This window comes from Microbacterium sp. NPDC055683 (assembly GCF_053617895.1).
On record NZ_JBSHGQ010000032.1, the window covers coordinates 1 to 20718 of the forward strand.

At 72.7% G+C, this 20718-nt stretch carries 20 protein-coding genes; 9 read left to right on the forward strand and 11 right to left on the reverse strand.

What is annotated here, in order from left to right:
- Positions 1-36: 36 nt before the first annotated feature.
- Together ACWGPF_RS12400 and ACWGPF_RS12405 are read right to left on the reverse strand one after the other, a co-directional pair.
- Positions 37-1065 carry an iron-siderophore ABC transporter substrate-binding protein gene (locus ACWGPF_RS12400; RefSeq protein ID WP_452333111.1) on the reverse strand — a complete coding sequence of 343 codons (1029 nt, stop codon included), beginning with the start codon at positions 1063-1065 and terminating at the stop codon, positions 37-39.
- A 91-nt stretch (positions 1066-1156) separates the two neighbouring features.
- Positions 1157-2296, reverse strand: a complete 1140-nt coding sequence (locus ACWGPF_RS12405; RefSeq protein WP_452333112.1) for a glutamate--cysteine ligase — start codon at positions 2294-2296, stop codon at positions 1157-1159.
- A 191-nt stretch (positions 2297-2487) separates the two neighbouring features.
- Here ACWGPF_RS12405 and rpsP point away from each other — a divergent pair, with 191 nt between their 5' ends.
- The 4 genes from rpsP to ACWGPF_RS12425 all read left to right on the forward strand — a co-directional run bounded on the left by rpsP (position 2488) and on the right by ACWGPF_RS12425 (position 7891).
- Positions 2488-2910, forward strand: coding sequence for a 30S ribosomal protein S16 (rpsP, locus tag ACWGPF_RS12410; RefSeq protein WP_345435336.1), 423 nt, complete (start codon positions 2488-2490; stop codon positions 2908-2910).
- Positions 2911-2915: 5 nt separating this feature from the next.
- Positions 2916-3146, forward strand: coding sequence for an RNA-binding protein (locus tag ACWGPF_RS12415; protein WP_345435338.1), 231 nt, complete (start codon positions 2916-2918; stop codon positions 3144-3146).
- On the forward strand, positions 3146-3733 hold the full coding sequence (rimM, locus tag ACWGPF_RS12420; protein WP_452333113.1) for a ribosome maturation factor RimM: 588 nt from the start codon (positions 3146-3148) through the stop codon (positions 3731-3733). Before ACWGPF_RS12415 ends, rimM begins: the two co-directional genes overlap by 1 nt.
- Before the next feature lie 99 nt (positions 3734-3832).
- Positions 3833-7891 (forward strand): molybdopterin-dependent oxidoreductase, encoded by a 4059-nt coding sequence (locus ACWGPF_RS12425; protein ID WP_452333114.1) that lies wholly within the window; start codon positions 3833-3835, stop codon positions 7889-7891.
- Between the two features lie 88 nt (positions 7892-7979).
- Here ACWGPF_RS12425 and ACWGPF_RS12430 read toward each other — a convergent pair whose 3' ends face one another.
- Entirely contained in the window at positions 7980-9419 is a 1440-nt protein-coding gene (locus ACWGPF_RS12430; protein WP_452333115.1) for an MFS transporter, read from the reverse strand.
- Positions 9420-9593: 174 nt separating this feature from the next.
- Here ACWGPF_RS12430 and trmD point away from each other — a divergent pair, with 174 nt between their 5' ends.
- On the forward strand, positions 9594-10280 hold the full coding sequence (gene trmD / locus ACWGPF_RS12435; protein WP_452333116.1) for a tRNA (guanosine(37)-N1)-methyltransferase TrmD: 687 nt from the start codon (positions 9594-9596) through the stop codon (positions 10278-10280).
- Here trmD and ACWGPF_RS12440 read toward each other — a convergent pair.
- The 8 genes from ACWGPF_RS12440 to map all read right to left on the reverse strand — a co-directional run bounded on the left by ACWGPF_RS12440 (position 10277) and on the right by map (position 18190).
- A complete protein-coding gene (locus tag ACWGPF_RS12440; protein ID WP_452333117.1) occupies positions 10277-10633 on the reverse strand; it encodes a DUF6457 domain-containing protein in 357 nt (118 codons plus the stop codon). The genes trmD and ACWGPF_RS12440 overlap by 4 nt on opposite strands.
- The gene (gene mobA / locus ACWGPF_RS12445; protein WP_452333118.1) at positions 10623-11228 is read right to left on the reverse strand and encodes a molybdenum cofactor guanylyltransferase; all 606 of its coding nucleotides are present in this window, start codon (positions 11226-11228) and stop codon (positions 10623-10625) included. The genes ACWGPF_RS12440 and mobA overlap by 11 nt, the downstream gene beginning before the upstream one ends.
- Positions 11225-11929 carry a sirohydrochlorin chelatase gene (locus tag ACWGPF_RS12450; RefSeq protein ID WP_452333119.1) on the reverse strand — a complete coding sequence of 235 codons (705 nt, stop codon included), beginning with the start codon at positions 11927-11929 and terminating at the stop codon, positions 11225-11227. The genes mobA and ACWGPF_RS12450 overlap by 4 nt, the downstream gene beginning before the upstream one ends.
- Positions 11926-13056 carry a uroporphyrinogen-III synthase gene (locus ACWGPF_RS12455; RefSeq protein ID WP_452333120.1) on the reverse strand — a complete coding sequence of 377 codons (1131 nt, stop codon included), beginning with the start codon at positions 13054-13056 and terminating at the stop codon, positions 11926-11928. Before ACWGPF_RS12455 ends, ACWGPF_RS12450 begins: the two co-directional genes overlap by 4 nt.
- Entirely contained in the window at positions 13053-14279 is a 1227-nt protein-coding gene (gene cobA, locus ACWGPF_RS12460; protein WP_452333147.1) for a uroporphyrinogen-III C-methyltransferase, read from the reverse strand. The genes ACWGPF_RS12455 and cobA overlap by 4 nt, the downstream gene beginning before the upstream one ends.
- Before the next feature lie 5 nt (positions 14280-14284).
- A complete protein-coding gene (nirD, locus tag ACWGPF_RS12465; RefSeq protein ID WP_452333121.1) occupies positions 14285-14698 on the reverse strand; it encodes a nitrite reductase small subunit NirD in 414 nt (137 codons plus the stop codon).
- On the reverse strand, positions 14695-17274 hold the full coding sequence (gene nirB, locus ACWGPF_RS12470; RefSeq protein ID WP_452333122.1) for a nitrite reductase large subunit NirB: 2580 nt from the start codon (positions 17272-17274) through the stop codon (positions 14695-14697). Before nirB ends, nirD begins: the two co-directional genes overlap by 4 nt.
- A gap of 139 nt (positions 17275-17413) precedes the next feature.
- A complete protein-coding gene (gene map / locus ACWGPF_RS12475; RefSeq protein WP_452333123.1) occupies positions 17414-18190 on the reverse strand; it encodes a type I methionyl aminopeptidase in 777 nt (258 codons plus the stop codon).
- 234 nt (positions 18191-18424) lie between these two features.
- Between map and rplS the strand changes: the two genes are divergently transcribed.
- The 4 genes from rplS to ACWGPF_RS12495 all read left to right on the forward strand — a co-directional run bounded on the left by rplS (position 18425) and on the right by ACWGPF_RS12495 (position 20683).
- The gene (gene rplS, locus ACWGPF_RS12480; RefSeq protein WP_345435362.1) at positions 18425-18775 is read left to right on the forward strand and encodes a 50S ribosomal protein L19; all 351 of its coding nucleotides are present in this window, start codon (positions 18425-18427) and stop codon (positions 18773-18775) included.
- A 111-nt stretch (positions 18776-18886) separates the two neighbouring features.
- Positions 18887-19660 carry a signal peptidase I gene (gene lepB / locus ACWGPF_RS12485; RefSeq protein ID WP_452333124.1) on the forward strand — a complete coding sequence of 258 codons (774 nt, stop codon included), beginning with the start codon at positions 18887-18889 and terminating at the stop codon, positions 19658-19660.
- Positions 19657-20313: a ribonuclease HII gene (locus tag ACWGPF_RS12490; RefSeq protein WP_452333125.1), complete on the forward strand. Its 657-nt coding sequence runs from the start codon at positions 19657-19659 to the stop codon at positions 20311-20313. Before lepB ends, ACWGPF_RS12490 begins: the two co-directional genes overlap by 4 nt.
- Before the next feature lie 43 nt (positions 20314-20356).
- The gene (locus ACWGPF_RS12495; protein WP_452333126.1) at positions 20357-20683 is read left to right on the forward strand and encodes a DUF2469 family protein; all 327 of its coding nucleotides are present in this window, start codon (positions 20357-20359) and stop codon (positions 20681-20683) included.
- Positions 20684-20718: the final 35 nt, after the last annotated feature.

Genomic DNA, 20718 nt, shown 5'->3' on the forward strand with positions numbered 1-20718 from the left:
GGGCGGACGCGCGGCGCTGGCCGGTGGGGGCGAGGGTCACTCTGCCTGGGCGACGGCGTCGTCCAGGAGGGCGACGTAGTCCTCGAGCATCCACGGGATGGAGAGCGCGGTGGGCGTCACGGCGCCGCTGAACGCGTCGCCGGAGCCGACCGTCACGACGGCGCCGTTCTGGACGGCGGGGAGCGTGCTCCACAGCTCGTCGGCCTGGAGGGCGGGAAGCAGCTCGTCGCCGCCGTACGTGACGATCACGTCGACGTCGGCGAGCTCGTCGGCGTTCTCCGCGCTGATGTCGGCGTAGAAGTTCGTCGTGCCCTGCGCCACCTCGGGGAGCTCGAAGCCGAGGTCGCCGAGGAACGCCGTGCGCGAGTCGCCCTCGCCGTAGACGGAGATCGTCGAGAGGTCGGCGGCGCTCATGTAGAAGAACGCCGCGGTCTTGCCCTCGAACGACGCGTCGGCCGTCGCGTCGGCGATCTGCTGGTCGAGCGATGCGACGAGCTCCTCGCCCTCCTCCGCGAAGCCGAGGCCCTCGGAGTCGATGCGGATGACGTCGCGCCACGGGGTCAGCCACGCCGCGTCGGGGTACGCGATCGTGGGCGCGATCTCCGAGAGGGTCGCGTACGAGCTGTCGTCGAGACCCGAGTAGCCGGCGAGCACGAGGTCGGGAGCCGTGTCGGCGATGGCCTCGAAGTCGGTGCCGTCGGAGGAGGAGAAGATGACGGGCTCCTCGGCGCCGAGCTCCTCGTACGCCTCGAGCGACCAGTCGTAGAGTCCGAGGCCGTCGCTGCCGTCCATCGACCAGGTCTGGTCGTCGACGCCGACCGGGGCGATGCCGAGCGCGAGGGCGACGTCGTGGTTGCCCCAGCCGATCGTCGCGACGCGCTCGGGTGCGCTCTCGACGGTCGTCTCGCCGAGCGCGTGCTCGACCGTGACGGGGAAGGTGCCGGAGGCGGCCGAGTCGGCGGGGGCCGCGCTCTCGGAGGTCTCGTCGGCGGGGGTGGCGCAGGCCGTGAGGGCGGCGGCTGCGGCGATGGTCGCGGCGAACGCGAGCGCACGCGTGGTGTGCACGGGAGGGCCTTTCTTCCTGAGGCGCGGAGCCTCACGGGCGGGGTATTGAGCTTAGGCTACCCTAAAGCTCCAGCCCGGCCCGACCGCGTGCTCAGTCGGCGGCGCGGCCCAGTGCGAACTCCTCGACGAGGTGCGCCACGACGGTGCGCAGGTCGCCGTCGGCGGCGTCGGCGACCGCGAGCTGGCGGGCGTACCCCGCACCTCCGCGCAGGATGGCTCCCACGCCCGCGAGCTCGCGGGCGCAGTCGAGATCGGCGGCGACGGGGGAGAGGCGCTCCAGCTCCTCCGCGAGATGCGCCGCCACGGGGCGCTGGCGGCCGTCGGCGTCGACGATGATCCGGGCGTCGAGCCCGTACCGCGCCGCACGCCACTTGTTCTCCCGCGCGTACCAGGGCGGGAGCGTCGGAAGCGGCCGGCCGGCGTCGAGGTCGCGGGAGAACGACTCCACGAGCGTCTGCGCGAGCGCGGCGATCGCCGCGAGCTCCGCGGCCGTCGACATGCCGTCGCACACGCGGATCTCGATCGTGCCCCATCGGGGCGCCGGCCGGATGTCCCAGCGCACCTCGGTCTCGTCGGCGAGCACGTCGGCGCGCGCCATCTCGTCCACGTAGCGTTCGAACTCGGACCAGGCGCCGAGCGGCCAGGGGAGGCCGGCCGTGGGCAGCTGCTGGAACACGAGCGCGCGGTTCGACGCGTAGCCCGTGCGCTCGCCGGCCCAGAACGGGCTCGACGCCGACAGCGCCTGGAAGTGCGGCAGGTAGGCCGTGAGGGCGCCGAGAATGGGCATCACCTTCGCGACGTCCTCGATGCCGACGTGCACATGCACGCCCCAGATCATCATGTTGCGCCCCCACCACTGGGTGCGCTCGATGAGGGTGTGGTACCGGGTCTTGTCGGTCACCCGCTGGTCGAACCACTGCGCGAACGGATGGCTGCCCGCGGACAGCAGGTCGACGCCGAGCGGATCGGCGTGCGCACGCACGAGGTCGACCGCGTCGGCGACGTCGCGCATCGCCTCGGCCACGCTCCCGCCGACCCCGCTCGTCACCTCCACGGTGTTCGTCAGCAGCTCGCCCGTCACGGTGAACCGCTCCTCGGCCGTCTCGTCGGCGAGCGCCGCGACGATCTCGGGGCCGGCGCCGACGAGCTGGCCGCTCGCACGGTCTGCCAGCATGAGCTCCCACTCCACGCCCACGGAGGAGCGGGCGGAGGGGGCGAACGCGAGGGTCATGGGCACAGCCTGGCACAGGCGACTCGCGGGTCGACGCGGTTCGCGCCGCGCGGCGTCATCTGGCAGAATGGAGGGTCGGATCACCTGCTCGACCCTCTATCCAGCGGTCGATCCACCCTCAGAGCTTCCGCCGGCGTGCACCCCACGCGCCGGGCGACTGGTTCACTCGCCTTCACCACATCAGGAGAATCGTGGCTGTCAAGATCCGTCTCAAGCGCCTCGGAAAGATCCGCGCGCCCTACTACCGCATCGTCGTCGCCGACTCGCGCACCAAGCGCGACGGTCGCGTGATCGAGGAGATCGGCAAGTACCACCCCACCGAGGAGCCCTCGTTCATCGAGGTCGACTCGGAGCGCGCCCAGCACTGGCTGTCGGTCGGCGCCCAGCCCACCGAGCAGGTGCTCGCCATCCTCAAGATCACGGGCGACTGGGGCCGCTTCAAGGGCGACAAGGACGCTCAGAGCACCCTGAAGACCGCTGACGACAAGGCGGGCTACGAGGCCGACACGACCAAGAAGTCGGTCGTCCGCCCCAAGGCCGAGAAGAAGGCGGAGGAGCCCGCCGAGGCTCCCGCCGCCGACGAGGCCGCCGCCGACGCCGAGTCCGCGGAGTAATCGCCGTGCTGTCCGCCGCGCTCGAGCACGTCGTCAAGGGGATCGTCGATCACCCGGACGACGTGCGGATCGTCGCCTCCTCGTCGTCACGGGGGGACGTGCTGGAAGTGCACGTCCACTCCGACGACCGCGGACGCGTGATCGGGCGCGGCGGACGCACCGCGAAGGCGCTGCGCACGGTCGTGACCGCACTCGCCGACGGCCGCCGCGTGCGCGTCGACGTGGCGGACGACTGATGCCCGTCGACGTCGGCGCCGCCGGGAGCCAGCTCCGGGTCGGGCGCCTCCTCAAGGCGCACGGGCTCAAGGGCGCCCTCAAGCTCGAGCTGTACACCGACGACCCCGACCGCCGCTTCGCGCCAGGTGCCTCGTTCACCCTCCAGGTTCCGGAGGAGTCGCCCTGGCACGGGAAGACCCTCACGGTGCGCGAGTTCCGCTGGATGAACGCGGCACCCGTCGCCTTCTTCGAGGGCGTCGACGACCGCACGCAGGCCGAGAGCCTCGTGCGCGCCATCCTCTGGATCGACGAGGACGAGGCGGCGGACGACGAGCCGGACGCGTGGTACGACCATCGCCTCGTCGGCCTCGACGTCGTCCGCGACGGCGTCTCCGTGGGCCGTGTGGCCCGCGTCGAGCACCTCCCCGCGCAGGACCTCCTCATCGTCGCGGCCGGCGACCGCGAGATCATGGTGCCGTTCGTGTCCGCCATCGTGCCCGAGGTCGATGTCGCGGGAGGACGTGTCGTGGTCACGCCGCCGCAGGGCCTGTTCGAGGACCTCGACGATGCGGCCGACGAGCCCGCTGAGGTGCCCGCAGAGGGCTGATCGCCCTCACGTCCGCCCGCCCCCGCGCGTGAGGTGATCGTCACGGTCGCGAAACCCGGTCGGAAAGGGCGCGGAACGTCGCCCGGCGATCATCGGATCATGCCGACTCGATCCGTGTGCTCCTACTGCGGCGTCGGCTGCGGGATCGTCGTCGAGACGAGCATCGGCGAGGCCGGTGCGCGCGTCGAACGGGTCTCCGGCGACCGCGGCCATCCGACGAACCACGGCCGGCTCTGCACCAAGGGCGCCACGCACGCAGAGCTCATGGCGGCTCCCGGGCGGATGACGACGGCGCACGTGCGCTCGTCCCGCGACGCCGAGCGGGTTCCCGTCCCGCGCGATGCCGCCGTCGCGGATGCCGGTCGGCGGCTGCGTGCGATCGTCGACGAGCACGGCCCCGACGCGGTCGCGCTGTACGTGTCGGGGCAGATGACGATGGAGGCGCAGTACCTCGCGAACAAGCTCGTGAAGGGGTGGATCCGCGGCATCCACATCGAGTCGAACTCGCGGCTGTGCATGGCGTCGGCGGGCACGGGCTACAAGCAGTCCCTGGGAGCCGACGGCCCTCCCGGCTCGTACGAGGACGTCGACGCCGCCGACCTCTTCCTCGTCATCGGCTCGAACACGGCCGACTGCCATCCGATCCTGTTCCTCAGGATGGCCGACCGGCTGAAGACGGGTGCCCGCCTCATCGTCGTCGACCCGCGCCGCACGGCGACGGCCGACCGCGCGGACCTCTTCCTGCAGATCGCGCCGGGCACCGACCTCGCGCTCCTCAACGGCCTGCTCCACCTCCTCGTCGCGGACGGCGCGGTCGACGACGACTTCATCGCCGCGCACACCGAGGGATGGGAGGCCATGGCGCCGCTCCTCGCCGACTACCCGCCCGCCGTCGTCGCGCGGATCACGGGGCTCGCCGAGGACGACATCCGCACGGCGGCGCGCTGGATCGCCGAGGCCGGCGAGTGGATGACGCTGTGGACGATGGGACTCAACCAGTCCACGCACGGGACGTGGAACACGAACGCGATCTGCAACCTCCACCTGGCGACCGGCGCGATCTGCCGGACCGGGAGCGGCCCCTTCTCGCTGACCGGCCAGCCGAACGCCATGGGCGGTCGCGAGATGGGGTACATGGGGCCCGGGCTCCCCGGTCAGCGCGCCGTCTTCAGCGCCGAGGACAGGGCCGCCGTCGAGGACGTGTGGGGCATCGAGCGCGGTGCGATCCGGGCGGAGTCCGGCACGGGCACGATCGACATGTACCGGGACATGGCGGACGGGCGCATCAGGGCGGCCTGGATCATCTGCACCAACCCGGTCGCGTCCGTCGCGAACCGCGACACGGTCATCCGCGCGCTGCAGGAGGCCGAGCTCGTCATCGTGCAGGACGTGTACACGCAGACGGCCACGGCCGCCTATGCCGACATCCTGCTCCCGGCGACCCTGTGGGTGGAGTCGGAGGGCGTCACGGTGAACTCCGACCGCACCCTCACGCTCGTCCCCGGCGTCGCGGACGCGCCGGGCGACGCGCGCCCAGACTGGCAGACCATCTGCGACGTCGCGCAGGCCATGGGCTACGACGAGGGCTTCTCGTTCGCGTCCGCCGAGGAGGTGTTCGACGAGATCCGCCGGTTCTGGAACCCGCAGACGGGATGGGACGTGCGCGGCGTCGACTACGCGCGCCTCCGCCGCGGCCCCGTGCAGTGGCCCGCCCCGCCGTCGGACGGCGACGACCGCCATCCGCTGCGCTACCTCAACGACGGGGTCAGCCAGCACCTGCACGTCGAGCCGGACGGCACCCGGCCCCGCCTCGCGTTCGCGACGCCGTCACGGCGCGCGCAGTTCCTGCCCCGTCCGCACGTCGACCCGTCGGAGATGCCGGACGACGAGCATCCGCTCGTGCTGAACACGGGGCGCCTGCAGCACCAGTGGCACACCATGACGAAGACGGGCCGCATCGCGAAGCTCGGCAGGCTCACCCCCGGGCCGTTCGTCGAGATCCACCCGCGCGATGCGGAGGAGCTGGGCATCGCGGACGGCGACGAGGTCGAGGTGGCCTCGCGGCGCGGGATGTTCCGCTCGGCCGCCGTCGTCACCGACCGCGTGCGGCCGGGCGGGCTCTTCGCGCCGTTCCACTGGAACGACGAGCACGGCGCGCATCTCACGGTGAACGCCGTCACGAGCGACGCCGTGGACGAGGCGTCGCGCCAGCCGGAGTTCAAGATCGCCGCCGTGTCGGTGCGTCGCATCGGCCCTGCCGCGGCGATCCCGGCCTCCCAGCCCGCGGCGATCCCGGCCTCCCAGCCCGCGGGGCTCCCGGCGTTCGCGGTGACGCCTCCCGAGCCGACGCCGGCCGAGCAGCTGTACCTGGCCGGGTTCCTGTCAGGACTCGCCGCGACGCCGCCGCCGAGCGGCATCGTGCCGGTCCTGCCGTCGACGGCCGCCCTGCGCGACGAGGTCCGCGCCTGGTTCGACGGCCTCCTCGCCGGGACCCACTCGCGCGTCGCGGCCATCGCCGCACCGTCCGGCCCCGAGATCACGGTGCTGTGGGCCTCGCAGACCGGCAACGCCGAGGACTTCGCGCACGAGTGCGTCGCCGCCGTGGCGGAACGCGGGCTGCGCGCACGCCTGGTCGGGATGGCGGAGGCCCGCGTCGCCGACCTCGCGCACGTCGAGACGCTGCTCGTCGTCACGTCGACATTCGGGACGGGGGGACCGCCCGACAACGGCTCGGCGTTCTGGGACGAGCTGCGCTCCGACGCCGCGCCGCCGCTGGACGGTCTCCCGTACGCGGTGCTCGCGATGGGCGACTCCAGCTACGACGACTTCTGCGCGCACGGGCGCGGCATCGACCGTCGGCTGCGCGAGCTCGGCGCCGTCGCGCTCGTCGACCGCGTCGACTGCGAGCCGTTCGACGAGGTGCCGGCCGCGCAGTGGCTGCAGCGCGCGCTCGACGTGATCATGGGAGGGGCGATCGCGGAAGCGCCGGCGGGATCGGTCGCGACCGCAGCGGCCGCACCCGCCCCGACGCCGGCCGCGCCGTTCACACGCCGCAACCCGCAGCCCGTCGGGCTCGCCGTCAACACGCTGCTGAGCGGCTCCGGCTCACAGAAGGAGGTCCGCCGGATCGGCTTCGACCTCGCCGACGCGGGCGTCTCGTACGAGGCCGGCGACGCTCTCGGCGTCATGTGCGTCAACGCCCCCGACGTCGTCGCCGACTGGCTCGACGCGGCGGGTCTCGACCCCGCGGCCGTCGTGCACGTCGACGGCCAGGACCAGCTCTTCGAGCACGTGCTGCGGACGCGGTTCGACATCACGCGCATCGGACCGGACCTGCTGGCCTTCATCGCCGAGCGCAACCGCGACCAGGCGCTCGCGGCGCTGCTGCGTCGCGACGGCAGGGCGCGCCTGCAGCAGCACCTGTGGGGCATGCACGCCGCCGACCTGCTGCGCGAGTTCCCCGTGACCGCGGACCCCGAGGAGTGGACAGGGGTGCTCGGCCGCCTCGCGCCGCGGCAGTACTCGATCTCGTCGAGCCCCAAGGAGGGCACCGGACTCGTGGAGCTGACGGTGTCGGTCGTGCGCTTCCGCACCGACGACGACCGTCCGCGGGGCGGCGTGTGCTCGACGTTCCTCGCCGACCGCGCGCACGAGCAGCCCGTGCCGGTGTACCTCCAGCGGTCGGCGCACTTCCGGCCCCCCGCGGACCCGGCCGCCGGGATGATCATGATCGGGCCCGGCACGGGGGTCGCCCCCTTCCGCGGCTTCCTCCACGATCGCCGCGCCGACGGCCACACCGGCCGAAACTGGCTGTTCTTCGGCGAGCAGCACGAGGCCACCGACTTCTACTACCGCGACGAACTCGTCGGCATGCACGAGGACGGCTTCCTCACGCGCCTCGACACCGCGTTCTCCCGGGATCAGCGGCAGAAGGTGTACGTGCAGGACCGCATGCGCGAGCACGGCGCCGAGCTGTGGCGCTGGATCCAGGACGGCGCGAGCGTCTTCGTGTGCGGCGATGCCGAGCGGATGGCGAAGGACGTCGATGCGGCCCTGCGCGAGATCGCGCGCGTGCACGGCGGCCTGTCGGACGATGCCGCGCACGAGTTCACGAAGCAGCTCACGGCCGACCGCCGCTACGCCCGCGACGTCTACTGACTCCGCGTCCGGCGGCCATCCGCCGAGCCGACCCGCGTGCACGCGCGCAGGAGCCCCGGTCCTCGGACCGGGGCTCCTGCGCGCGTCGTCAGATGCGGTGGCGGGCGAGCGATGCGCGCGGCACGGCGTAGACGAGCGCCGTCACCGTGAGGAGGGCCGCGTACAGCGCGATGAAGCCCCAGAACGCCGCCGTGTAGCCGCCGGTGGCGGCCTGCGACGCGTTCAGGACCTGCGGGATGAGGAACCCGCCGTACGCGCCGATCGCCGAGATGAGCCCGAGCGCGGCGGCGGCCTTGCGCTGCGTGCCCACCGAGTGCGCCTCGCCCGCCGTCGCTGCGCCGCGGGCGGCGAAGATGCTGGGGATCATCCGGTAGGTCGCGCCGTTGCCGACGCCCGTCGCGAGGAAGAGCAGCAGGAAGCACCCGAGGAACACCCAGAAGCTGCCGAGCGGGAGCGTGAGGATGAGTGCGAGCGTCGCGACGATCATGAGCGAGAACGCGGCGATGGTCATCCGCGCGCCGCCCAGCCGGTCGGCGAGCTTGCCGCCGTACGGTCGCGCGACCGAGCCGACGAGTGCGCCGAGGAACGCGAGCGTGAGCGAGGTCGCCCCGATCTGGAAGGTCGAGAACGCCGGGAACTGGTCCGCGATGAGCTTCGGGAACACGCTCGCGAAGCCGATGAACGAGCCGAAGGTGCCGATGTAGAGCAGCGCCATGAGCCACAGGTGCGGCTCGCGGAGTGCCGCCGCCGCTCCTGCGACGTCGGCCTTCGCCGTCGACAGGTTGTCCATGTAGCGCCATGCGCCCCAGACGGCGACGAGGATGAGCGGCACCCACATCCACCCTGCGAGCTGGATGTTGAGCGTCCCGACGGCGCCCAGCGTCACGACGACGGGGACGAGCAGCTGCGCGATCGAGGTTCCGATGTTGCCGCCGGCGGCGTTCAGGCCGAGGGCCCAACCCTTCTCTCGCTGCGGGAAGAAGTACGTGATGTTGGCCATCGAGCTCGCGAAGTTCCCGCCGCCGAAGCCGCCGAGCGCCGCGACGAGGAGGAGCACCCCGAAGGGCGTATCGGGGTCCTGCACGACGAACCCGAGGAGGACGGTGGGGATGAGGAGGAGCGCCGCCGAGACGATGGTCCAGTTGCGGCCGCCGAAGCGCGCCACGGCGAAGGTGTACGGGAAGCGCATCGTGGCTCCCACGAGGCTCGGAAGCGAGATCAGCCAGAACTGCTCGCCGCTCGAGAGGGTGAATCCCGCGCCGGGCAGCATGACGACGACGATGCTCCACAGCTGCCAGACGATGAAGCCGAGGAATTCGGCGAAGATCGACCATCCGAGGTTGCGGCGCGCGATGGCGCGCCCCGTGGCCTCCCAGAAGCGGGTGTCCTCCGCGTTCCAGCCGTCGACCCACCGGCCGGGCCGGTGGGTGAGGACGGCCGCCGCGGGGGCGGGGGCGGGGGCGGTGCTCTCGGGCGGGGTGATGTCCGGGGTGGTGCTCTCGGGGGTGGTGCTCGTGGGCGTGGCCATGGCTGCTCCGATGAGAGTGGGGCGGGGTTCGCCTCCGAGGCTACGGACCGGATGTTTCCCCTCCCGCTCCCGCGCGATGACGTCTCGATCACCGTCCGCTCACCCGGGCGCGGACGCCCGGATGACGCCGCCGTCACATCCGCGAAACACGTCGTCGGCTCGTAGACTGGGAGGATGCGCATCGACATCGTCACGATCTTCCCGGCGTTCTTCGATGTGCTCGACGTCTCGCTCATCGGGAAGGCGCGCGAGCGCGGCCTCGTCGACATCCGCGTGCACGATCTGCGCGACGCGGCGCACGACCGGCACCGCACGGTCGACGACACGCCGTACGGCGGCGGCGCGGGGATGGTCATGAAGCCCGAGCCCTGGGGCGAGACCCTCGACGCCGTGCTCGGGGACGACGCCGTCCTCCTCGTGCCCTCGCCCGCCGGCGAGCGCTTCACGCAGCGGATGGCCAGGGAGCTCGCCGAGGAGAGCCAGCTCGTCTTCGCGTGCGGGCGGTACGAGGGGATCGACCAGCGTGTCGTCGACCACTACGCCGCACGCGGACGGGTGCGCCTCGTCAGCCTGGGGGACTACGTCCTGAACGGCGGCGAGGTCGCGGCGATGGCCGTGGTCGAGGCCGTGACGCGGCTCATCCCCGGCGTCGTCGGCAACCCGGAGAGCCTCGTCGAGGAGTCGCACGAGCTCGGGATGCTCGAGTACCCCATCTACACGAAGCCGGCCGTGTGGCGCGGCCTCGAGGTGCCGCCCGTGCTCCTGAGCGGCAATCACGGAGCGGTCGACGCCTGGCGTCGCGAGCAGAGCATCGAGCGGACGCGCCGCGTGCGCCCCGACCTCCTGCCCGAAGGGCTCTAGCTCCCGCCAGAGGGGCTCTCGCTCCCGCCAGAGGGGCTCTCGCTCCCGCCAGAGGGGCTCTCGCTCCTGCCGGAGGTGTCGGCAGCCGGCCAGGATCGCGCGAGGCGCGACACGCGGTCGACGGCGGCCTCGACCTCCTCGAGCGACCCCCCGCGCCGGCCGGCCGCGAGCCCTGCGAGGAAGGCGCTGAGCGGTGCGGCCGGACGGGCGACGCCGTGCGCCACGTCGCGCGCGAGATCCAGGATGAGCGCGACCGAGACGTCCTCCCGTGGGAGCGACAGCTCAGCGCACACCGCCTCCGTCCAGGCGTCGAGCGCCTCGGGCGGGAGCGTCCGCGGGGTGTCATCGGCCATCGTCGTCCTCCTCCGCCGGTCGGTCCGCGCCGAGGCGGGCCCGCTCGAGATCCTCCCAGGTGTCGACGTCGTCCGCCAGCCCCGCCTCGCGGGGCCGGACGACCGCGATGTCGAGGCCGTCGACGACATCGCGGAACCGGGCGCCCGCTCCACCGTCCGGGAGCGCCGCGACGCGACGGCGGAGCGCCGCCGCGTCGTAGAGGCCGAGGAGCCACTGGGGCCTGCCCGCATCGTCCGCGAGGCAGACGCCGTCGACCGGGGGATGGAGGGCGGCGATCCCGCGGAGGGCGGCGACGGCCTCCTCGGCCCGCGGCAGGTCGGCGGCGAGCACGAGCACGTCGCCGTCCGGGACGGCCGCGAGCCCGGCGGCCAGCGCCGCCACGGGACCGCCGTGCGGGGGATGTTCGCGCACCCACGTCGCGGCGGCGTCTGCTGCGCCCTCGCGTGCGGGCCCCACCACGACGAGCGGACGGCACCACGCCGCGGCGGCGAGCGCGCGTGCGAGGAGCGCGCGGCCCCCGACCTCGAAGAGCGCCTTGTCGGCCCCGCCGACGCGCGTCGCCCGCCCTCCCGCGAGGACGATCGCGGCCGTCACGACGCCGGGAGCAGGGCGAGGGCGTCGCGGTAGCGCGCCACGGCGACCGCCGCCACCCGCGGGTCGGCGCCGAGCGGGCGCGTGACGACGTCGGCGCCCGCGTCCGCGACGAGATTCGCGAAGTACCCCGGAGCGAGCACGTAGCTCGCCGCGATCACCCGACGCGCGCCGTCGGCGCGCGCCCGCGCGACGGCCGCGGGGATGCGCGGCTCGGCACCCGCCGCGTAGGCGACCGTGACGGGGCAGGGGAGAAGACGGCGGAGCCGGTCGGCCACGCCTTCGACGTCGGCGACGGCGGCAGGGTTGGTGGATCCCGCCGCGGCGAGCACGACGTGGTCGCCCGGGCGGCGCCCCGCCTCGACGGCTGGCGCCTCGTCGAGCCGCGATTCGAGCACGAGCGCGAGCAGATCGTGCGGCCCGAGGGCGCGGGTGCGGACGACATGCGGATGGGGTGCGACGGCGTCCGCGACGTCGACGTCGGTGTGGAAGCCCGTCGACAGCAGCAGGGGCACGACGACCGCCGGACCGTCCTCGGCGACGGAGGCGACGACATCCGCGACGGTCGGCTCCTCGACGTCGACGAACGCCTGCTCGACGCGCACGCCGGGCAGCTGGGCGCGGATGGCGTCGACGAGGTCGCGCACGACGATACGCCCCTCGTCGAAGCGGGTGCCGTGCGAGCAGGCCACGAGCGTCGTCATTCCGGGTCCTCCACATCGAGACGGTAGCCGCGCTTGACGACCGTCTTGATGGCGTCGGGCAGGCCGAGCGCCTCGCGCAGACGTGCGACGGCCATCTCGACGGCGTGCGAGCTCTGGCTGGAGCGCGGGAGCGCATCCTGCAGCTGTGCGCGGGTGACGACGCCGCCGCGCGCGCGGAACAGCATGTCGAGCACCTCGATGCCGGTGCGCGAGAGCGGCACGAAGCGGCCGTCGACGACGGCGCCGCCCGATCGCAACTCGAAGCGGCCCACCGAGGTGTCGGCGTGCGGCGCTCCGCCCGCCCCGAAGTACGCCACGACCGACCGCACGAGGGAGCCGAGGCGCCCGCGCTCGGCGATGAGCGCGGGCAGACCCGCCTCGGTGAGCGGGCCGGCCGTGATCGGACCGACCGCGGCGAGGAGGAGACGCCCCGCGGCCGCGCGGGACCGGATGTCGTCGAGTGCGTCGGCGCGCGCCGCGGCGGCGACCCACTCGGCGGCGCCCGGTGCGGAGGTGAAGAGCACGGCGTCGATCTCGCCGTCGCCCGCCTGGAGCACGGAGCGCTCGACGACCTGCGGGTCGGGCGGCGGGCCCCATCGGTACACCGTGAGGCTCACGACGTCGGCGCCGTGGCCTCCGAACAGCTCGTCCAGGCCGTCGGCCCCCGAGCCGTGGTGCTGCACGGCGATGCGCTTGCCGGCGACCCCCTGGGTGACGAGGTACTCGCCGAGCTCGGCCGAGGTCTCCGACTCAGCCACCCAATCGGCGACGAACCCGGCCTGCTGGATGGCTCCGCGCGCCTTGGGGCCTCTCGCCACGATCTGCGCGCCCGCGAGGGCTGCCGTCAGCTCGTCGGAGAGGTCGGCCTCGAACGCCGCCTCCATCCATCCTCGGAAGCCGACTCCGGTCGTCGCGACGACGATGTCGGGCGGGTCGGCGATGAGCTCCCGCGTGCGCGCGATGAGCGAGAGGTCGTCGATGTGCGACTCGATCGTGACAGCCGGTGCCTTGCGCACCTGCGCGCCGTGGCGCTCGAGTGCGGCGGCGAGCTCGCCCGCCCGCCGGTCGACGGCGATGACGATGGTGCAGCCGTCGAGTGCGGCGGAGAGGGGAGGTCGTGCGGTCACGTGGTCGTGTCACCTGCCAGCTCGGGGTCGGGGAGGAGGAGTCCGGCGCGGGCGACGTCGCCCACGACGATGACGGCGGGGTTCGAGACGCCGGCCGCGCGGGCATCGGCGACCGCTCGCCCGAGCGTCGTGCGCGTGGTCCGCTGCTGCGGCGTGTGGCCGCTCTCGACGATGGCGACGGGACGGTCGGACGGCACGCCGTGCGCGAGCGCGGCGCTCATGATGCGCTCGAGCGCCGCGACGCCCATGAGGAACACCGTCGTCGAGCCGTCGTCGGCGAGAGCGGCGAGGGTGGCGTCGGTGACGGGCCCCTGGCCGTTCACGATGTGGAGCGCCGCGGCGACTCCCCGGTGCGTGACGGGGATGCCGGCGGCCTGCGGCACCGAGATGGCGCTGGAGGGACCGGGGACGACCTCGACGGGTACGCCGGCGGCGAGGCACGCCGCGACCTCCTCGCCGCCGCGGCCGAAGACGAACGGGTCGCCGCCCTTGAGGCGCACGACGCGACGCCCGGCGAGCGCGTGCTCGACGAGGAGGCGGTTGATCTCCTCCTGCGGCACGGGGTGGTGTCCCGGGGTCTTGCCGACGTCGATGACGAGGACATCCGGGTCGAGCTCGGGGAGGAGCGCTCTCGCGGGGCCGAGGCGGTCGGCGACGACGACGTCGGCCTCGGCGAGCAGGCGCCTGGCGCGCACGGTCATGAGGTCGACGGGGCCGGGCCCGCCGCCGACGAGGTCCACCCGTCCTCTCGCCGTCTCGCGTCCGCGGCGGAGCGGGAGACGCCCTGAGGCGAGCTGGAGGCCGATGGCGTCGCGCACGCGCGCCGTTCGACGCGGATCGACCCCGGCATCCGACACGACGCCGACGACGACGTCGCCGAAGCGCGTGTCCGCCGTGAGCCTCGCCGTGCCGTGGGCGCCATCCGACGCGTTCACGCAGAGGGTGCGCGAGCGCTCGCACGCCGCTGCGACCTCGAGGTCGATACGGGGGTCGCCCGTCGCGGTGTGCACGAGCCACGCGCCCTCGACGTCTGCCCGTCGGAAGGTCCGGGGGAACCAGGCGACGCCGTGGGCGGCGATGAGGGCGCCGACCTCGTCGGAGACCTCGGGCGAGACCACGCGGGGGCGGGCGCCGTCGTCGAGGAGACGGCGCAGGCGCCGGGCGGTCACGGCACCGCCGCCGACGAGCAGCACGTCGCGCCCCTGCAGGGAGACGCCGAGCATCGTCGTCACAGCTCGCCCTCCCATCGGATGAAGACGTCGCCGTCGCTGACGGCCACGGGCCACACGCGCAGGCTCCTCGGGTCCTTGCCCTGCGTGTCGAGGCAGGCGCCCGTGCGGAGATCGAACACCTGCTTGTACAGGGGCGACGCGACGGTGGGGGCGTCCTGACCCTGCTCGGGGTCCTGTCCGGTCTCGACGAATCGCCTGGTGCCGACGATACCGCGTGAGATGACGTTCGCATCGCCGTACGGGTCGTAGTTCGACACGGCGTGGACGGCGCCCGTCGGCAGCAGGAAGAGAGCGATCTGCGTGCCGCCGAGGAGGGCGGCGCGCCCGCGCTCCACCTCCAGATCGGCGACGGCGCAGACGCGCACCCACGTGCGCGCCGCGGCGGTCGGTGCGGCTTCTGCGAGAGTCATCGACGGACCTCCAGCGTCGTGCCCGCGATGAGGACGGAGCCGCTCTCGCGCTCCTCCCTGCTCGCCGGGCGGATCTGCCCGCGCTCCGGCACGAAGGCGAGGGACGGGTCGGGGGTGGTGGGGGCGTTCACGAACGACTGGAAGCGGCGCAGCTTCTCGGGGTCGGCGAGCGTCGCCGCCCACTCGTCCTCGTAGTTCTCGACGTGGGCCGCCATCGCCGCGTCCAGGTCGGCGCAGATGCCGAGGGCGTCGTCGAAGATCACCTCGCGCAGTCCCTCGATGCCGCCCTCCAGCTCGGCGAACCAGGGTGCCGTGCGCTGCAGGCGATCCGCCGTGCGGATGTAGTACATGAAGAACCGGTCGATGGCGGTGATGAGCTCGTCGTCGTCGAGGCCCTCCGCGAGGAGCTCGGCGTGACGCGGGGTGAATCCGCCGTTGCCTCCGACGTACATGTTCCAGCCCGACTCGGTCGCGATGACGCCGACGTCCTTGCCTCGCGCCTCCGCGCACTCCCGTGCGCAGCCGGAGACGCCGAGCTTCAGCTTGTGCGGGGCGCGCAGCCCCCGGTAGCGCAGCTCGAGCGTGACGGCCATCCCGACCGAGTCGAGCACGCCGTACCGGCACCAGGTCGACCCGACGCACGACTTCACGGTGCGCAGGGACTTGCCGTACGCGTGACCGGATTCGAAGCCGGCGTCGATGAGGCGGCCCCAGATCTCCGGCAGCTGCTCGAGCCTCGCCCCGAACATGTCGATGCGCTGGCCGCCCGTGATCTTCGTGTAGAGGCCGTAGTCGCGGGCGATCTCGCCCACGGCGATGAGCCCCTCCGGGGTGACCTCGCCCCCGGCCATGCGCGGCACGACGGAGTACGTGCCGTCCTTCTGCATGTTGGCCATGACGTGGTCGTTGGTGTCCTGCAGCGTCGCGTTCTCGCCATCGAGCACGTGGGCGCCCACGAGCACCGAGAGGATGCTGGCGAGGGCGGGCTTGCAGATGTCGCAGCCGCGCCCCCGGCCGAAGCGGCCGATGACGGCGCTGAACGTGGTCAGCCCCGAGACGCGCACGGCGTCGAACAGCTGGCGCCGCGACAGGTCGAAGTGCTCGCACAGCGCGTTCGACACCGTCTGGCCCATCTTGGCGAGCTCCTGGCCGACGATCTTCTTCACCGTGGTGAGGCAGGACCCGCAGGTCGCGCCCGCCTTCGTGCACGCCTTCACCTCGCCGGCGTCCGTGCAGCCGTCATCCTGCACGGCCGAGCGGATGCGGCCGGCGGTGATGCTCGAGCACGAGCAGATGATCGCCTCGTCGGGAAGCGCCCCGCCCGGAGCCTCGACGCCGCCCTCCGGCAGAAGGAAGGCCACGGGATCCGCGCCGAGCTCCCGGCCGAGGAGCGGGCGGAGCGAGCCGTACGCGGAGGCGTCGCCGACGAGGATGCCGCCGAGGAGGGTCTTGGCGTCATCCGACATGACGAGCTTCTTGTAGACCCCTGCGACGGGGTCGGCGTAGCTCACGTCGAGGGCGCCGGGCGTGCGGGCGAAGGCGTCTCCGAAGCTCGCGACGTCGACGCCGGACAGCTTGAGCTTGGTCGAGTCGTCGAACCCGGGGAACGTCGCGTCGCCCCCGAGGAGGCGCGTCGCCGCCACCTCGGCCATGGTGTAGCCGGGGGCGACGAGGCCGATGCACTGGCCGTCGAAGCTCGCGACCTCGCCGATCGCGAGGACGGCGGGATCGGAGGTGCGGCAGCGATCGTCGATGACGACACCGCCGCGCGGGTGAGACGAGATCCCGGCCTCGCGGGCGAGCTCGTCGCGCGGGCGCACCCCGACCGTGAACACGACGACGTCGGCGGCCACGTAGGAGCCGTCCTGGAACTCGAGGCCCGCGACATGGCCGGTGCGGTCGGGGTCCAGGCGCGTCGTCCGAGACTCCGTCCGCACCTCGATCCCCTTCGACTCGATGAGGCGCCGGAGCGCGTTGCCGCCCGCGAGGTCGAGCTGCGCGGACATGAGCCGGTCGGACGACTGCACGACGGTGCACGTCACATCCAGGCCCTGCAGGGCGCCGGCCGCCTCGAGTCCGAGGAGGCCGCCGCCGATCACCTTGCCGACGAGCGGACGGCCGAGCTGAGCCGACCGTGCGGCGACGAACGCGCGCATGCGCTCGACGTCGTCGATCGTGCGGTAGACGAAGCAGCCGGGGAGCCCCGCGCCGTCGACGGCCACCTTCGCCGCGGAGGAGCCGGTCGCGAGCACGAGCGTGTCGTAGGCGAGCGTCCGGCGGCTGCGCGTCGTGACGGTGCGCGCGCCCCGGTCGATGCGGATGACGGGATCGGCCGCGACGAACTCGACGCGCTCGTCGGCGAGGACGGAGCGGTCGAGCGTCAGCTCGTCGGGGCTGACGCCGGAGAAGAACGAGGTGAGCCCCACCCGGTCGTAGGGGAGCCGGTTCTCCTCGCCGACGACCGTGACGCGCCACGGGTCCCCGGTCCGTGTGAGCAGGCTCTCGACGAAGCGGTGGGCGACCATCCCCGCTCCCACGACGACGAGGCGCTGCGCGGTGTTCTGTGCATCGGTCACGGGTGCTCCTCGGTTCGGCGATCACGGCGGATGTCGTGTCACGAACGTAGGAGCGCGGTGTTTCCGGGCGTCTCGGCGTTCCGTTACCCCGAGCGAACATCTCCCTCACATCGCGCAGTCCGCGATGTGAGGGAGATCGTCAGGACAGGTGGGACCGATCGGTGAGCACGACGGGGCCGTCCGCGGTGATGGCGACCGTGTGCTCGCTGTGCGCACCGCGCGAGCCGTCGACGCTGCGGAGCGTCCATCCGTCGGGGTCCGTGACGAGCTCGTCGGTCGACTGCAGGAACCACGGCTCGATCGCGATCACGAGACCCGGCTTGAGCGGGAAGCCGCGTCCGGCACGGCCGTCGTTCGGCACGTGCGGGTCGCCGTGCATGATGCGCCCCACCCCGTGGCCGCCGAAGTCCGTGTTGATGCCGAGGCCGTCGGCGCGCGCCACGTCGCCGATCGCGGCGGAGATGTCGCCGATGCGGTTGCCCACGACGGCCGCCCGGATGGCCGCATCGAGAGCGCGCTCGGTCGTGTCGATGAGCGCGAGGTCCTCATCGCGCGGCGTGCCGACGACGAACGAGACGGCGGAGTCGGCGACCCACCCATCGACGGAGACCGCGAAGTCGAGCGTGACGAGATCGCCGTCGCGCAGGTCGTAGTCGAAGGGCAGGCCGTGCAGCACGGCGTCGTTGATCGACGTGCAGATGACCTTGCCGAACGGGCTGGCGCCGAACGACGGGTGGTAGTCGATGTAGCAGGACTCGGCCCCGGCGCGGCGGATGAGCTCGTGCGCCCGGCGGTCGATCGCCAGCAGGTTCGTACCGACGCGCGTGTCGTGGCGCAGCGCATGGAGCGTCTCGGCGACGAACGCGCCCGCCGCGCGCATCTGGTCGATCTCGGCCGGTGTGCGCAGTTCGATCATGGAGTGTCCTCTCGCTCGACCTCCTATTCTCCCCGACGGCGGACGCCGGTTCGCCGAACGCGGTCGGCCATGGCAGAATGGTCAGCTGTGCCGTGGTGGGCGCGCCCGTCGGCGCCGCCCGTTTCGCGCTCTGCCGCAGGGGAGCCGAAGGTCCGCATCCGGATCTCACCGCACGAGCGATACCCCTATTTTCAGAGGCGGTCGGCCTGCGGCGGTCGCAGGAAGAGATCCGTCATGAACATTCTCGACGCCGTCGACGCGGCATCGCTGCGCTCGGACGTCCCCGCGTTCGGCCCCGGCGACACCGTCAAGGTCCACGTGAACATCATCGAGGGCAGCCGCTCCCGTATCCAGGTGTTCCAGGGCGTCGTCATCCGCCGCCAGGGCGCGGGTGTCCGCGAGACCTTCACGGTCCGCAAGATCAGCTTCCAGGTGGGCGTCGAGCGCACGTTCCCCGTGCACTCGCCCGTGATCGACCACATCGAGGTCGTCACGCGCGGCGACGTGCGCCGCGCGAAGCTGTACTACCTGCGCGAGCTGCGCGGCAAGAAGGCGAAGATCAAGGAGAAGCGCGAGAAGGCCTGAGTCTCCGCGCGACCCCGCAGACACCCCGTGCCGATCGGCACGGGGTGTCTGCGTCCGTATGAGAACCTGGGACGACGTCGGATCGCCGACGGCGCGGACGCGAAGGACCCCATGACGAGCGACACCCCCACGGCCGAGCAGCCCGCGACCCGACGACGGGGGCTCCTCGTCTTCCTCCGCGACGTCGCGGTGATCGTCGTCGTCGCGCTCGTCGTCTCCTTCCTCATCAAGACGTTCCTCGTGCGGTCGTTCTACATCCCGTCGGGATCGATGGAGGACACCCTCCAGGTCCAGGACCGCATCCTCGTCGACGAGCTCACGCCGCTGTGGACGGGCTACGAGCGCGGCGACGTCGTCGTGTTCCAGGACCCGGGCGGATGGCTGCGCACGCAGCCGCAGGAGGCGCCGCAGTCGCCGTTCATGGAGACCGTCGACGGCGTGCTCACGCTCGTCGGCCTCTCGGCCGGCGACTCCGACGACCATCTCGTCAAGCGCATCATCGGACTCCCGGGCGACCACGTCGTGTGCTGCAACGCGATCGGACAGATCACGATCAACGGGGCCCCCGTCGACGAGCTCGACTACCTCAAGCTGCCGGAGGGCGACACGGCGGCGTCCAACGAGCCGTTCGACGTCGTCGTCCCCGAGGGCTCGCTGTGGGTGATGGGCGACAACCGCGACAACTCGATGGACTCGCGGTTCAACACCGACCAGCCCGGTGACGGCTTCGTGCCGATCGACAACGTCGTCGGGCGCGTGTTCCTCCTGACGTGGCCGTTCGACCGCTTCGGCCTCGTCGACGAGCGCCACGACGTCTTCCGCGGCATCCCCGACCCGGAGGACGGTGAGGCGAGCGCGACCGCCGCCGCGGGCGCGGGCGGATGACCGTCGCGCTCCCCACGGTCGCGCGCGAGCTGGCGCTGCTCGACGGCGCCCCGTACGTCGTCGCGCTCGACGAGGTCGGACGCGGCGCTCTCGCGGGGCCGGTCGCCCTCGGGGCGGCTGTCGTCGACGCCGAGGTCCTCGCGACGGACGTGCCGGACGGGCTGCGCGACTCCAAGCTCGTCGCGGAGCGGCGCCGGCCCGACGTCGCGCTGCGGGCGGGGGCCTGGGTGCGGGCGAACGCGGTCGGATGGGCCACGGCGGGGGAGGTGGACGAGCTCGGCATCATGCGCGCACTCGGACTGGCGGCATCCCGCGCCCTCGCGGCCGTCGCCGAGGCGGGCTGGGCGGCGGGGGAGGGCGTCGTGCTGCTCGACGGCAACCACGACTACATCAGCCCCGTCGCCGGCGCGCTCGACGTGCGCACGGTCGTGAAGGGCGACCGCGACTGCGCGAGCCTCGCCGCGGCATCCGTCATCGCGAAGGTCGCGCGCGACGGCCTCATGACCGAGCTGCACGACGAGCACCCCGCCTACGCCTGGGCCAGCAACAAGGGGTACGCGAGCGTCGAGCACCGCGCGGCCATCCGCGCCCACGGCCTCACCGCGCACCACCGGCGCTCGTGGGCCATCGCCGACGCGCCCGCCCTGTTCTGACGCGGCTCGGCGGGCGCGGGCGAGCGCCTAGGATGGAGGCACCATGGATGACGATGTCTTCGAGGACTACGACCGAGAGCTGGAACTGGCGCTGTTCCGCGAGTACCGCGACGTGGTCTCGCAGTTCCAGTTCGTGATCGAGACCGAGCGCCGGTTCTACCTCGCCAACGAGGTCGACGTCGTCCGACACGACACCGACACCGACTTCTACTTCGAGCTGTCGATGAAGGACGTCTGGGTGTGGGACATCTACCGCTCCGACCGCTTCGTGAAGTCGGTGCGCGTGCTGACGTTCAAGGACGTGAACATCGAGGAGCTCGCGCGCAGCGACTTCTCCATCCCCGAGGACCTCACGCTCGACGGGAAGTAGCCCGTCCTCCCGTCCCCAGGGGCGGATGACGGCGC